The organism is Streptomyces sp. NPDC059828 (assembly GCF_042731955.1).
In the GTDB taxonomy this organism is placed as follows: Bacteria; Actinomycetota; Actinomycetes; order Streptomycetales; family Streptomycetaceae; genus Streptomyces.
Map to the genome: position 1 here is coordinate 1 of NZ_JBHWIW010000057.1, position 13144 is coordinate 13144.

The window sequence follows — 13144 nt, forward strand, 5'->3', positions numbered from 1 at the left end:
TCCGCCCGCGGCGGGGGTATGACCTGGGGATGGGTGTGCCCGTTCGAACCTCCGGGGCCCCCCTACCCCCCGGTCGCCCCGTGTCCGGGGGGCGGACTCGGGGCGACGGGCTTGCGGCGCGGAGGTGCGGATCAGTGAAGCCTGCTGCCCGCTCTGCGGCGCAGCACGTAGAAGAGGCCGCCCGCCGCACCGGCCACCAGCACCGCACCGGTCGCGATCATGCCGGTGTTCGTCTCGCGGACACTGCCTCCGAGACCGCCCCTGACGCCCTGCGGCGAAGCCGCCGAAGTGGCCGGAGAGGTGGCCGTCGAACTGGTGGTCGCCGCCGCGGCTCCGCCCGAGATGTTCAGGTCCGTGGTCCCCGACTGCGCGCCGCAGGTGAAGGTCACCGAGTAGACGGCGCCGCGCCGGGCGTCGCGGTCGACCATGGCGGTACCTGTCATACCGGCCGGGATGGTGACGGTGTCGAAGACACCGGACGACGCCGTGGCCCGGCTGTTGCAGCCCGACACGGTCAGTGTGACCTGCCCGCCGGGGGCCACGGTCGACGGGGATACGGCGAACGAGAACGGCTGCTGTCGGGTGGAGCCCGCAGCGCCGTCGCTGTCGGTGCCGGCGGCCACGGCGGCCGGCAGGGTCAGGGCGAGGGCGGCCGCTCCCAGCAGGGCGGCGGACGCGATGGGTATCGCGCGCATGGTCTATTCCTCCGTGTCCCCGAGGAGCAGTTGCGGAACGGGTTTCCACAAAGGCAGGGAATGCACCTCGATATCCGAAACGCTAGGAGTATCCCGCTCATACGCGCGATCGGTGTCGGGCGAATGGGTTATTTGTGTCGCTCGAGTGGCCTAGGGAAGGTTTGAGATGGCGTGTCCCCGGTCTCGCCGGTGGGCCACCCGGACGCGGGTCAGCCGCCGAGCCTCGGGAAGAACGCGATGAACGGCTCGGCCGTGGCGCCGATGCTCCGTCCGAACGGTGCGTCGAAGTCCCAGATGAGGAACAGCAGGAAGGCGATCAGCGCACTGAACAGCCCCGCGAGGAGCAGTTCCCGGAAGGTCCGGCGGATCTGGAGGGTGAAGATCAGGCCCACCGTGACCACGGCACCCGTGATCAGGCCGAACCACACCACCCCGGGCATGGTCGCCTCGATGCTGCTTCCTCTGGCGCCCCTGGCGTCGTCGACAGCGGCGACCTGGTCGACCAGAGGCTGGTACGCCTGCCCCTCGTGGTCGGTCTTCGGCACATAGTCCGTCACATCGTTCCGCAGCCGGTCGAGCAGACGGGTGCCCTCATCGGTGAGGGAACCCTCCTCGACCATGTGCCGCCACTCGGAGTGGACCACATGGGTGGCATAGGCCTCAGCATGGGCGCGGATCTGCCTGCGCACGTCGGCCGGGTAGACCTGGGCGCGCTCGTACACCTCGTGCAGGGCCTGCGCCTCGTGGCGCACGGAGTCCTGGGCGGCGCTGCGGGCCTCCCAGACACCGGCGATAGCCAGTCCCAGCACGATGGCATAGACCACGCCGATCATCATCGTCATGTACTCGATGACGTCGGGGGTCTCCGACGGATCGTCGTCGTCGCCTACACGGCGCTGGTTGATGACGGTGATGGTCAGCACGACCGCGCAGGCCGCGGCCATGGCGATGGTGAGTACGGCCCATTCCGACACGGGCTACCTCCGGAATTCAGGAGCGGGGGCGCAGAAAGGCGGCGGCGAGCACCGCCGGGGCGGTGACCAGGAGTGTGAGCGTGACGAGTGAGGGTCCGCCGCGCGGCTCCTTGCGCGGTGGTTTGCGGTAGGTGGGCAGGGCAACCGGGGGCGGTGGGGCGGGCTTGGGCCGGGTGGTGGGGGAGCGGAACGGAGCGGGCGTGGGCGGTGGGGGCGGCGGCGGGGCCGGTTCGGGCTCGACGCGCGGCGCCGGAGGTGGGGGAGGCGGGGGCGGCGGAAGTGGCTTCGGGCGTGGCGGCTTCGGTGTGGGCACGGGACCCGCCCAGCAGTCACCGGAGCCGGTGGCCGACGCGGCGGAGCCGAAGGAGTCGAAGGAGTCGAAGGAGTCGAAGGAGTCGGCAGAGTCGGCGGTGCCGACGGAGCCGAGAGGGGGCGGGCCGCCCTGCTCGATCGTTGCGTGCGAGCAGTTGTCGGCGGTCGTGGCGGCGGCGGGCGACGGGGCCGCCAGCAGCCAGGTGAGTGCGGCGGCCGAGAGCAGCCGCCCGACGAGCGATCCGGACACGCCGATGAGCATGATCCGCCCATGCCCGGAACACGCCCGTATGGGTGGTGATTCGCCTGATGGAGGGTTTGTCGGCCGCTCGGGTTTGCGGCTCTGGAAGTTTTTTCCGGGCCGTTTGAACACCTGGGACGCCCCGGCCCGTATTTAGGGCCGTGAACGGCGCACCGGCGCCACAAGCGGATCAGGGCTCACGGGAGTTGACATGAATACCTGGCGGAACGCCTCGCTCGCGGTCACCGCGACAGCCGTACTCGCGCTGACGACGGCGTGCGGTCAGGAACAGGGCACGACAACACCCGGTCAGGCCGTCGCCGCACAGCCCGCGGGTCAGCAGCAGGCCGCCGACGGATACGGCTCGGGCTACGGATCGTCGGCCGGCAGCTCCGCAGCCCCTGGGGGCTCCGCCGCCAAGACCGCCGGACAACTCGCCGTCCTGGAGAGCAAGAAGCTCGGCGAGGTCCTCACCGACAGCGAGGGCTACACGCTCTACCGCTTCGAGAAGGACACCGCCACCCCGCCGAAGTCCAACTGCAACGGTGACTGCGCTAAGGCCTGGCCGGTCGTGGCCGCGGGCGATGTGACCGCCGCGCCCGGTACCAACGCCTCCCTGATCGGCGAGGTCACCCGTGACGACGGCACCAAGCAGCTGACCATCGGCGGCTGGCCGATGTACCGCTACGCCAAGGACACCAAGCCCGGCGACATCAACGGCCAGGGTGTGGGCGGCACCTGGAACGCCTCCGCCCCCGACGGCAAGAAGGCCTCCGCGGGTGGTGGTGGCGCGGCCGGTGAAGGCGGCCAGCCCGCCGACCTCGCCGGTCTCTCCGTCCGCAAGGACCCGAAGCTCGGCGAGATCGTCGTCGACAAGAACGGTATGACCGTCTACCGCTTCATGAGGGACTCGGCCTGGCCGATGAAGACGGCCTGCACGGGCTCCTGCCTGGAGAAGTGGCCGGTTGTGGCGCCGGTCGACAAGAACGACACCGAGGGCATCCTCAAGAAGGGCTTCGTCACCTTCGACCGTCCCGACGGAGTCAAGCAGCAGACCATCGACTGCTGGCCGATCTACACCTACTCCGGTGACTCCAAGCCCGGTGACACCGAGGGCCAGGGCGTGGGCGGCACCTGGTACGCCGTCTCGCCCCAGGGCAAGCCGGTCGGAGCGCCCAAGTAACCATCCCCACGCGGCGTTCCGGCCTTTCGGCCCGCCGTCATGCGCCCCAACGCATGACGGCGGGCCGCCCTGCATAATGGCGTGAAGTCGGTGGCACACCTACGAACGCAGGCGTAGTACCGGCAGGCAGCACCCCAACAGAAAACAGGCACAACACCGGCAGATCACCGACGGAACACAGGCGGGCCGGCTGCACGTGCCAGCGGCATGTGTGACCAAGAACGGATCGGTAATTTCCGTTTCTGCTCGCTCTCTTGGCGGTCGATCAGTAGCCTCGGCTCGAACACCGGCCTTCAATATGGCCGTACGTCCCGTGGCGACTTGTTGGAGACATCAATGGAGCGTCCCGCCTGGGCCCCACCGGGCATCGACATATCGGTGCCCAGTGTGTCCCGTATCTACGACTACTATCTGGGCGGTTCGCACAACTTCGAGGTCGACAGGGAAGCCGCGCGCAAGGCCATGGAGTTCGTTCCCGGCCTCCCCAAGATCATGCAGGCCAACCGGGCCGTGATGCGCCGGGCGGTGCGTTTCGCCGTGAGCGAGGGCGTCACCCAGTTCCTCGACATCGGTTCCGGCATCCCGACCTTCGGCAACGTCCACGAAGTGGCCCAGGAGGCCAGCCCCGGGGCGCGCGTGGTGTACGTCGACCACGACCCGGTGGCCGTCGCCCACAGCCGCGCCGTGCTGGAGGGCAATGACGACGCCGACATCGCCGGTGCCGATCTGCGCAAGCCCTGCGACATCCTCGACAGCCCCGAGGTCACCCGGCTCCTCGATCTCGACCGGCCCGTCGCGCTGCTGCTGGTCTCCGTGCTCCACTTCATCGAGGACTCCGACGAACCCCACCGCGCGGTGGCCGAGCTGCGCGAGGCACTCGCTCCCGGCAGCCTGCTCCTGGTCACCCACGCCTCCTACGACGGCATCCCGGTCGACAAAGAGCGGGTGGGCGGTGCGGTCGATGTCTACAAGGACATCCGCAACCCGCTGGTCATGCGGACCCGTGAGGAGGTCGCGCGGTTCTTCGACGGGTTCGAACTCGTCCAACCCGGACTGGTGTCGATGGCCAAGTGGCGCCCCGACGCCCCGGCCGAGCAGGAGGACCCGTACGCCTTCTCCGGCTACGCAGGGGTGGGGCGCAAGGCGTGAACCTGCCGTCACAGGCGACGGGCTCAGCGGCTGAGCCGGACTGCCTCGAGGACAGACTCCAGCGGTTCGCCACCATCTGGAGCCGGGCGATCTTCCCGGTCACGGCCACATCGCTGACCCGGGCCGAATTCGAACAGCATCTGCTGCCACTTGCCAGGAAGCTGCGCGACGCGCTGCACGCGCGCCCTTCCGGCACGGCTGCCAACGCCGCCAGCACGGCCGCACAGGCGGTCGGCGGAGCCCTCGTCGACGCCCACTGCACCGACCCGGACGCGCTCAGCCGCACGCTCGGCGTCGTGGACGCCTACCTCGTCCTGTACTGCGGGAACGACCAGGAGCCCGCCGAGGACAGCCGTGCCCGCTGTGCGCGGCTCCAGCACTCCATCGCCGCCGGCTACGCCCAGGCGCTGCGCGAGCGCACCCTGAGCGAGCAGGAGGCCATCGCCCGCTCGGCGCTCTCGGCACGCAGCGACGCGATGGAGGCTCTGCACGCGACCGAGACGCGTTTCCGCGCCGTGTTCGAAGGGGCGGCGATCGGCATAGGCATCGCCGATCTGGACGGCAACGTACTCGAGGTCAACGACACCCTCACCCGGATGTTCGGCGGTCTCGAGCACCATGTGCGGGGCCGCAAGGTCAACGAGTGGGTGCACCCCGAGGACCGGCCCAACGTATGGGACCTGCACGAGGAACTCATACGTGGCGAGCGCGAGCACTTCCGGGTCGAGAAGCCCTTCTACCGCAACGACGGCACCGTGCTGTGGACCAACCTCACGGTGTCGCTGCTGCGGGACGCCGAAGGCAGGCCCAAGTACCAGCTCGCCCTGATCGAGGACACCACCGAGCGGCGACTGCTCAACCTCCGGCTGCGGTACGAGGCCACGCATGACGCGCTCACCGGTCTGCCCAACCGCACGCTGTTCTTCGAGCGCCTCGAGAAGGCGCTGACCGCGGGGGAGGGAAACCGCTTCGGGCTCTGCTATCTCGACCTGGACGGCTTCAAAGCCATCAACGACAGCCTGGGCCACGCGGCCGGCGACCGACTGCTCGTGGAGATAGCCGACCGCCTGCAGAGCTGCGCCACCGCACCCGGCGAGATGGTGGCCCGGCTCGGCGGCGACGAGTTCGTGGCCCTGACCACCGGAAGGGACACCGGGCACGAGACCCGTGAACTGGCCGGGCGGATCCTCGGCGCACTGGCCACTCCCGTGATGCTCGACGGGCGTGAGATCAGGGTCCGGGGCAGCATCGGCATCGTCGAGGGAGCCGCCGGGGAACGCACCCCGGCGGAGGTGCTGCGCAGCGCCGACATCACCATGTACCGGGCCAAGTCCGCGGGCGGCAACCGCTACGAGTTCGCCGATCCCGAGGCCGATGCCCGCGCGATCACCCGGCACGGGCTGACCACGGCGCTGCCCGCGGCGCTGGAGCGCGGTGAGTTCTTCATCGAGTACCAGCCCCTGGTTCGACTCGGCGACGGCAGCGTCCACGGGGCCGAGGCACTGGTGCGCTGGTGCCATCCGCAGCACGGTGTGCTCAGCCCCGACCGCTTCATCCCACTCGCCGAACACACCGGGCTCATCGTGCCGCTGGGCCGCTGGGTGCTCCAGGAGGCCGCACGGCAGGCACGCTCCTGGCACGATCAGTTCCCGCTGGACAGCGGCGCCCGGCCGCTGCGGATCAATGTGAACCTCTCCCCGGCCCAGCTGCACCACCCCGGACTGGTCTCGGACACCGTGGACGTCCTGGAGCGCTCGGGCCTGGAGCCGGGAGCGCTGTGTCTTGAGGTCACCGAGTCGGCCCTGATCGGCGCGGACGAGGACCTCCTCAAGCCGCTGCGGCAACTGGCGGAGATGGGCGTCGACATCGCCCTCGACGACTTCGGCACCGGCTACTCGAATCTGGCCAGTCTGCGTCGGCTCCCGGTGAGCATCCTCAAGCTGGACCGCTCCTTCACCCAGGGCATGCAGCAGCACCCCGCGGACCCTGTCGACATCAAGATCGTCGAAGGCATCGTCTCGCTGGCCCACAGCCTTGAACTCGCTGTCACGGTCGAGGGTGTCGAGACCGGAGCGCAGGCCGAGCAGCTGCGCGAGCTGGGCTGTGACACGGCCCAGGGCTGGTACTACGCCCGCCCGGGCCCACCGGACCAGCTGCACGCACTGTCCCTGGCGGACGCGGTGTGACGGTCCCTGCCGCCCTCGGGCGGGCCACGCAGGCCCGCCCCGACGTGGTCCCCCGGGCCCCGCGGACGACGCGAGCCCGCTCGTACGGGAGTTCACCGCGGGGCGCCTCGGCGGGCGCGGGTGAGCCGGGTGAGGACCGAACCACCGGCTCAGTCCTGCACGCTTGGGTCCGCTCCCCGCTGTCCGTGTGAACTCAGCAGCATCCGCTGAAGCTCCCGCGCGGCCCGGGGCGGAGCCACATCGCTGCGGTGCGCAAGGGCGATGGTCCGCCGCAGCCCCGGCGCGGCCAGTGCCGTCACCCGCAGATCCCGGCCGGAGCGCGCCGCGACCATGCGCGGTACCACCGTCACGCCAAGCCCTGCCCGTACGAAGCCGAGCACGGCGTCCATCTCGCCGCCCTCCACCGTGAACGTCGGCTCGAAGCCGGCCGCCCGGCAGGCGGCCACGGTCAGCTCCCGCAGGTCGTAGCCGTGCCGGTACATCACCATCGGTACGTCCTGGAGCTCGGTGATCCGCAGGGGCCCCGCCCCCCGGGCTCCGCCCAGGCGCAGCTCCGGAGCGGAGACCACCACGAGGTCCTCCTCCAGCAGTCGCACCGTCGTCAGGGACGGCGCCGGGGTCGGCAGCGGCAGCACCACCAGCGCCAGGTCGAGCGCGCCGCGCGCCAGCCCCCGTACGAGATCGTGTGAGCCGCCCTCGTCGATCAGCAGCTCGATGCCCGGGTGGCGGTCGTGGAAGGCCCGCAGCACATCCGGCAACAGGCCCGTGCACACGCTCGGCGTCGCTCCGAGCCTGACCCGCCCGCGCCGCAGCTGGGCCAGCTCCTGCACCTCGTGCCGGGCCGTGTCCGCGTCCGCCAGGATCCGCCGGGCCAGCGGCAGCAGTGCCTCGCCCGCGTCGGTGAGCGCGATGTTGCCGCGGGCCCGGCTGAAGAGCTCCGCGCCCAGCTCCTTCTCCAGCGCACGGATCTGCTGGGACAGCGACGGCTGTGCGACGTGCACCCGCTCGGCGGCACGGGTGAAGTGCCGGGCCTCCGCCACGGCCACGAAGTACTGGAGCTGCTGGAACTGCACGACCTCCACGATACGCCGCGATAGGCGTCACCTATGGAGATGAGCGGATCCATGTCTTGGACCTCTCGTACCCATCGGTCCTAGCGTCGTGGGCATGGCTCTGGCAACGCGGACGGGCCGTCGCCCGTCCATGACGCGCACGCTCTGGCGATCGACCGTCGGCAAGAAGACGGTCATGGCCCTGACCGGCCTGATCATGCTCGGCTATCTGGTCGCCCATATGCTCGGCAACCTCAAGATCTTCTTCGGCCGGGACGAGTTCAACGGCTACGCCCACTGGCTGCGGACCCTGGGCGAGCCACTGCTGCACCACGAGTGGGCCCTGTGGGCGCTGCGCGTGGTGCTGCTCGCGGCCGTCGTGCTGCACGGGGTCTCGGCGTACCAGCTCAGCAGGCGCGACATCAGCGCACGCCCGGAGAAGTACGTCCACAAGCGTCGCCGGGCGAGCTACGCCACCCGCACCATGCGCTGGGGCGGGATCATCCTCGGGCTGTTCATCGTCTGGCACCTGCTGGACCTGACCACGCTGACCGTCAACGACAACGCCCAGCACGGCCGGCCCTACGAGAACGTCGTCGCGAGCTTTTCCACCTGGTACGGCAACACCGTCTACCTGACCGCGATGCTCGCACTCGGCCTGCACGTCCGGCACGGCTTCTGGAGCGCCGCCCAGACCCTCGGCGCGGGCAACGCGAACCGCGACCGCATCCTCAAGACCGCCGCCAACGCCCTCGCGCTCGTGCTGACGGCGGGCTTCGTCTCGGTACCCGTCGCCGTGATGGCGGGACTGGTGAACTGACATGCGCAACCACAACGACACCCGCTCCCGCCCCACCTACGCAACCGGCGCCCCGATCGCCGACACCGCGACACCGGACGGACCCATCGCCGAGCGCTGGGACCGCCGCCGCTTCGAGGCGGGACTGGTCAACCCGGCCAACCGCCGCAAGCACACCGTCATCGTCGTCGGCACCGGACTCGCGGGCGGCTCCGCCGGAGCGACCCTCGCCGAACAGGGCTACCACGTCGTCCAGTTCTGCTACCAGGACTCGCCCCGCCGCGCCCACTCCATCGCCGCCCAGGGCGGTATCAACGCCGCCAAGAACTACCGCAACGACGGCGACTCCGTTCACCGCCTGTTCTACGACACCGTCAAGGGAGGCGACTTCCGCGCCCGCGAGTCAAACGTCCACCGGCTCGCGCAGATCTCCGTCGAGATCATCGACCAGTGCGTGGCCCAGGGCGTCCCGTTCGCCCGTGAATACGGCGGCCTCCTCGACACCCGCTCCTTCGGCGGTGTCCAGGTCTCCCGCACCTTCTACGCCCGCGGCCAGACGGGCCAGCAGCTCCTGCTCGGCGCCTACCAGGCACTGTCCCGGCAGATCGCCGCGGGCAGTGTCGAGATGCATCCGCGCACCGAGATGCTCGACCTGATCGTGGTCGACGGCCGGGCCCGGGGCATCGTGGCCCGCGATCTGATCACCGGCGAGGTCGACACGTACGTCGCCGACGCCGTGGTGCTCGCCACCGGCGGCTACGGCAATGTCTTCTATCTGTCGACCAACGCCATGAACTCCAACGCCACGGCCGTCTGGCGGGCCCACCGGCGCGGGGCGTACTTCGCCAACCCCTGCTTCACCCAGATCCACCCCACCTGCATCCCGCGCACCGGCGACCACCAGTCCAAGCTGACCCTGATGAGCGAGTCGCTGCGCAACGACGGCCGCATCTGGGTGCCCAGGGCCAGGGGCGACCGGCGACCGGCCGACGAGATCCCCGAGGACGAGCGCGACTACTACCTGGAGCGCGTCTACCCCTCCTTCGGCAACCTCGTGCCCCGCGACATCGCCTCGCGCGCCGCCAAGAACGTCTGCGACGAGGGCAGGGGCGTGGGCCCGGGCGGCCAGGGCGTGTACCTCGACTTCGCCGACGCGATCCGCCGCATGGGACGGGAGAAGGTCGAGGAGAGGTACGGCAACCTCTTCGACATGTACGAGCGGATCACCGCGGAGAACCCGTACGAGGTGCCGATGCGGATCTACCCGGCCGTGCACTACACGATGGGCGGCCTGTGGGTCGACTACGACCTCCAGACCACGATCCCCGGGCTCTTCGCCATCGGCGAGGCCAACTTCTCCGACCACGGCGCCAACCGGCTCGGTGCGTCCGCCCTGATGCAGGGCCTCGCCGACGGCTACTTCGTGCTGCCGTCGACCATCGGCGACTATCTCGCCCGCAACCCGAGCCAGGACGAGGTCACCGACGAACACCCCTCCGTCCAGGAAGCGCTGACCGGGACACGCGATAGGCTCACCAGGCTGCTGACCGTCGACGGGGACCGCACCCCCGATTCCTTCCACCGCGAAGTCGGCGCACTCATGTGGGAGTTCTGCGGCATGGCACGCACGGACGCGGGCCTGCGCAAGGCACTGGAACGCATCCCGCAGATCCGCGAGGAGTTCTGGCGGCGGATCAAGGTCCCGGGAACCGGCGAAGAATTCAACCAGTCGCTGGAGAAGGCCAACCGGATCGTCGACTACCTGGAGCTCGCCGAGCTGATGTGCCTCGACGCACTCCACCGCACCGAGTCATGCGGCGGCCACTTCCGCGAGGAGTCCCAGACCCCGGACGGCGAGGCGGCACGCCGGGACGAGGAGTTCTCGTATGCCGCCGCCTGGGAGTTCACCGGCACCGGCAAGCCCCCCGTCCTGCACAAGGAAGACCTTGTGTTCGACTACGTTCATCCCACCCAGCGGAGCTACGCATGAAGCTCAAACTGCGCGTCTGGCGGCAGCAGAACGCCGGCGCACCGGGCGCCATGGCCACCTACGAGGTCGACGGGATCTCACCGGACATGTCGTTCCTGGAGATGCTCGACACCCTCAACGAGGAACTCATCCTGCGCGGAGAGGACCCCGTCGCCTTCGACCACGACTGCCGCGAGGGCATCTGCGGTGCCTGCTCCCTGGTCATCAACGGCGATGCGCACGGACCTGAGCGCACCACCACCTGTCAGCTCCACATGCGCGCCTTCGGGGACGGCGACACGATCGACATCGAGCCCTGGCGGGCCTCGGCGTTCCCGGTGGTCAGGGACCTGGTGGTGGACCGCTCGGCGTTCGACCGGATCATCCAGGCAGGCGGGTACGTGTCCGTACCCACCGGCGCCGCACCGGAAGCCCATGCCACCCCGGTCCCCAAGGCCGACGCCGACCACGCCTTCGAGCACGCCGAGTGCATCGGCTGCGGAGCGTGCGTGGCGGCCTGCCCCAACGGCTCGGCGATGCTGTTCACCTCGGCGAAGGTCAACCACCTCAATGTGCTGCCCCAGGGGGAACCGGAGCGCGAGACCCGGGTGCTCGGCATGGTGGCGGCCATGGACGAGGAGGGCTTCGGCGGCTGCACGCTGGCGGGGGAGTGCGCGACCGCCTGCCCCAAGGGGATTCCGCTGCCGTCGATCGCGGCGATGAACAGGGAGTGGCTGCGGGCGGTGCGCAGGACAGGGCGCTGACCGCCGCCGCACCCGCTTCGACGCGCGGGAACGGCCCGGAGCTGGTCTGCTGGATGGCGGGGGCCCTGGCCCCGTTCCGGGAGAGATCCAGATGAGTACCTACCGAGTCGCGCAGGTCGCCACCGCGGGCGGACCCTTCGAACTCGCCGAGCGCGAGGTGCCGCAGCCGGGCCCTGGACAGGTACGGATCGCCGTGGACGCCTGCGGGATCTGCCGCAGCGACGCCATGTTCGTGAACGCGGCGCTACCCGGTGTGGGCTTTCCCGTGGTCCCGGGCCATGAGATCGCCGGCCGCGTCGAGGTCCTGGGCGACGGCGCCGAGGACCAGGGCTGGCAGGCCGGTGACCGGGTGGCCGTCGGCTGGTTCGGCGGCAGCTGCGGGCACTGCACTCCGTGCCGTCAGGGCGACTTCGTCGTCTGCGACAACCTCAAGGTGCCCGGCTGGGCCTACGACGGGGGCTACGCGGAGGCGGTGATCGTGCCGACCGGAGCCCTGGCCTGGATTCCCGGCTCGCTGACCGCGGCCGATGCGGCCCCCCTGGCCTGCGCCGGCGTGACCGTCTTCAACGGTCTGCGGTGCAGCTCCGCCCGACACGGAGACCTGGTCGCGGTTCTCGGCATCGGCGGGCTCGGGCATCTGGCGGTGCGGTACGCCGTCGCGATGGGCTACGAGACCGTGGCGATCGCCCGCGGCGCCGCCAAATCCGACTTCGCCGAGCAGCTCGGCGCCCACCACTACATCGACAGCACCGCGGGCACGCCCGTCGCAGAAGCCCTCCAGTCCCTCGGGGGCGCCAAGGTGGTGCTGGCCACCGCGGCCAACTCCGCCGCCATCGCGGCGACCGTCGACGGTCTCTCGCACCGCGGCGAACTGGTCGTGATCGGCGCGGACTCGGAGCCGCTGGGCATCAACCCGGCCCAGCTGATCATGCGTTCCAGGACCGTTCGCGGCCATGCTTCCGGCACCGCGCAGGACATCCAGGACACCATGGAGTTCAGCGCCCTGCACGGGATCCGCCCGATGATCGAGGTCCTTCCGCTGAACCGGGCAGGTGAGGCGTACGACAAGATGCTCTCGGGCGCCGCTCGATTCCGTATGGTGCTCACGACCGGCTGACACACCGTCTTGATGCGGATCTATCTATGACCACGGGATTCACCACCACGGCACAGGACCTGCTGATCATCGCCATGGACACGGAGCCCGGCCGCTCCGTGGAACACGGCGACTTCTCCCTCGCCCTGGCGGGCGCCGAGGTGATCGACCTCATCGGGTCCGGGGCCGTCACCCTGGACGGCGACCGCCTCGTGCCCGGCGACCGCCCCGCCGCCGCCGACGCCCTGCTGGACCAGGCCGCGGAGTCACTTGTCCGTGAGCAGCCGTACGAGTCGGTGGACGACTGGCTCTGGCGCAGAGGCCGGGGCCTTTCCGCGGCCTACCTGGCGGCACTCGAAGCGGACGGGCTGCTGAGTCGGCCTCGCCGTCGAGGGGTGACCTTCCGCGCCGGACGCGTCGAGCTGGCCGATTCACCGGCCCGTCGCGATGCCGTGGACCGCTGGACGTCGGCCGAGCCTGTGCTGGCCGCCCTCGCGGCGGCGGTCCGGATCCAGCACGACACCGCCGTCACCGATTCCGACGCCGATGTACCGAGCACGGGCGATGACGCCGTGGACACCGTGCTCGCCGCCGTCTACGGAGCGCTGACGGAACTGGAAGCGCTGCGGCAGCGGCGCGCCGTTGAGCAGGCCGCCTTCGACAACATCTGGCGCGGCCAATGAGGGCGTAGCGCCACTCGTCGCATTACTCCACGAGGGGCAAT

General features: G+C 70.1%; 12 protein-coding genes. 8 read left to right on the forward strand and 4 right to left on the reverse strand.

Features of this window, described 5'->3' with window-relative positions; all coding sequences use genetic code 11:
* Positions 1–131: 131 nt before the first annotated feature.
* The 3 genes from ACFV6V_RS27045 to ACFV6V_RS27055 all read right to left on the reverse strand — a co-directional run bounded on the left by ACFV6V_RS27045 (position 132) and on the right by ACFV6V_RS27055 (position 2231).
* Entirely contained in the window at positions 132–695 is a 564-nt protein-coding gene (locus ACFV6V_RS27045; RefSeq protein ID WP_385569894.1) for a hypothetical protein, read from the reverse strand.
* A gap of 209 nt (positions 696–904) precedes the next feature.
* The gene (locus ACFV6V_RS27050; protein WP_385569897.1) at positions 905–1669 is read right to left on the reverse strand and encodes a hypothetical protein; all 765 of its coding nucleotides are present in this window, start codon (positions 1667–1669) and stop codon (positions 905–907) included.
* A 16-nt stretch (positions 1670–1685) separates the two neighbouring features.
* Positions 1686–2231 carry a hypothetical protein gene (locus ACFV6V_RS27055; RefSeq protein ID WP_385569998.1) on the reverse strand — a complete coding sequence of 182 codons (546 nt, stop codon included), beginning with the start codon at positions 2229–2231 and terminating at the stop codon, positions 1686–1688.
* A gap of 202 nt (positions 2232–2433) precedes the next feature.
* On the opposite strand from ACFV6V_RS27055, the gene ACFV6V_RS27060 reads away from it, so the two are divergent.
* The 3 genes from ACFV6V_RS27060 (at position 2434) to ACFV6V_RS27070 (ending at position 6740) form a co-directional block, all read left to right on the forward strand.
* Positions 2434–3405 (forward strand): SCO0930 family lipoprotein, encoded by a 972-nt coding sequence (locus ACFV6V_RS27060; RefSeq protein ID WP_385569899.1) that lies wholly within the window; start codon positions 2434–2436, stop codon positions 3403–3405.
* A gap of 336 nt (positions 3406–3741) precedes the next feature.
* Complete coding sequence (locus ACFV6V_RS27065) at positions 3742–4554, forward strand: SAM-dependent methyltransferase (protein ID WP_385569901.1); 813 nt, start codon at positions 3742–3744, stop codon at positions 4552–4554.
* A complete protein-coding gene (locus ACFV6V_RS27070) occupies positions 4551–6740 on the forward strand; it encodes a putative bifunctional diguanylate cyclase/phosphodiesterase (RefSeq protein WP_385569904.1) in 2190 nt (729 codons plus the stop codon). The genes ACFV6V_RS27065 and ACFV6V_RS27070 overlap by 4 nt, the downstream gene beginning before the upstream one ends.
* Before the next feature lie 149 nt (positions 6741–6889).
* Here ACFV6V_RS27070 and ACFV6V_RS27075 read toward each other — a convergent pair whose 3' ends face one another.
* Positions 6890–7813: a LysR family transcriptional regulator gene (locus tag ACFV6V_RS27075; RefSeq protein ID WP_385569905.1), complete on the reverse strand. Its 924-nt coding sequence runs from the start codon at positions 7811–7813 to the stop codon at positions 6890–6892.
* 94 nt (positions 7814–7907) lie between these two features.
* On the opposite strand from ACFV6V_RS27075, the gene ACFV6V_RS27080 reads away from it, so the two are divergent.
* The 5 genes from ACFV6V_RS27080 (at position 7908) to ACFV6V_RS27100 (ending at position 13103) form a co-directional block, all read left to right on the forward strand.
* Positions 7908–8612 carry a succinate dehydrogenase cytochrome b subunit gene (locus tag ACFV6V_RS27080; protein ID WP_385569907.1) on the forward strand — a complete coding sequence of 235 codons (705 nt, stop codon included), beginning with the start codon at positions 7908–7910 and terminating at the stop codon, positions 8610–8612.
* Between the two features lies 1 nt (position 8613).
* A complete protein-coding gene (locus tag ACFV6V_RS27085) occupies positions 8614–10581 on the forward strand; it encodes a fumarate reductase/succinate dehydrogenase flavoprotein subunit (RefSeq protein WP_385569910.1) in 1968 nt (655 codons plus the stop codon).
* Positions 10578–11324: a succinate dehydrogenase/fumarate reductase iron-sulfur subunit gene (locus tag ACFV6V_RS27090; RefSeq protein ID WP_385569912.1), complete on the forward strand. Its 747-nt coding sequence runs from the start codon at positions 10578–10580 to the stop codon at positions 11322–11324. The genes ACFV6V_RS27085 and ACFV6V_RS27090 overlap by 4 nt, the downstream gene beginning before the upstream one ends.
* A gap of 91 nt (positions 11325–11415) precedes the next feature.
* Complete coding sequence (locus ACFV6V_RS27095; RefSeq protein WP_385569914.1) at positions 11416–12441, forward strand: alcohol dehydrogenase catalytic domain-containing protein; 1026 nt, start codon at positions 11416–11418, stop codon at positions 12439–12441.
* Positions 12442–12467: 26 nt separating this feature from the next.
* Entirely contained in the window at positions 12468–13103 is a 636-nt protein-coding gene (locus ACFV6V_RS27100; protein ID WP_385569917.1) for a GPP34 family phosphoprotein, read from the forward strand.
* Positions 13104–13144: the final 41 nt, after the last annotated feature.

What these genes read in the sequence shown, in the direction of transcription:
- ACFV6V_RS27045 (WP_385569894.1), bottom strand. Translation starts at nt 695, where the DNA reads ATGCGCGCGATACCCATCGCGTCCGCCGCCCTGCTGGGAGCGGCCGCC.
- ACFV6V_RS27060 (WP_385569899.1), top strand. Translation starts at nt 2,434, where the DNA reads ATGAATACCTGGCGGAACGCCTCGCTCGCGGTCACCGCGACAGCCGTA.
- ACFV6V_RS27065 (WP_385569901.1), top strand. Translation starts at nt 3,742, where the DNA reads ATGGAGCGTCCCGCCTGGGCCCCACCGGGCATCGACATATCGGTGCCC.
- ACFV6V_RS27080 (WP_385569907.1), top strand. Translation starts at nt 7,908, where the DNA reads ATGGCTCTGGCAACGCGGACGGGCCGTCGCCCGTCCATGACGCGCACG.
- ACFV6V_RS27085 (WP_385569910.1), top strand. Translation starts at nt 8,614, where the DNA reads ATGCGCAACCACAACGACACCCGCTCCCGCCCCACCTACGCAACCGGC.
- ACFV6V_RS27090 (WP_385569912.1), top strand. Translation starts at nt 10,578, where the DNA reads ATGAAGCTCAAACTGCGCGTCTGGCGGCAGCAGAACGCCGGCGCACCG.
- ACFV6V_RS27095 (WP_385569914.1), top strand. Translation starts at nt 11,416, where the DNA reads ATGAGTACCTACCGAGTCGCGCAGGTCGCCACCGCGGGCGGACCCTTC.
- ACFV6V_RS27100 (WP_385569917.1), top strand. Translation starts at nt 12,468, where the DNA reads ATGACCACGGGATTCACCACCACGGCACAGGACCTGCTGATCATCGCC.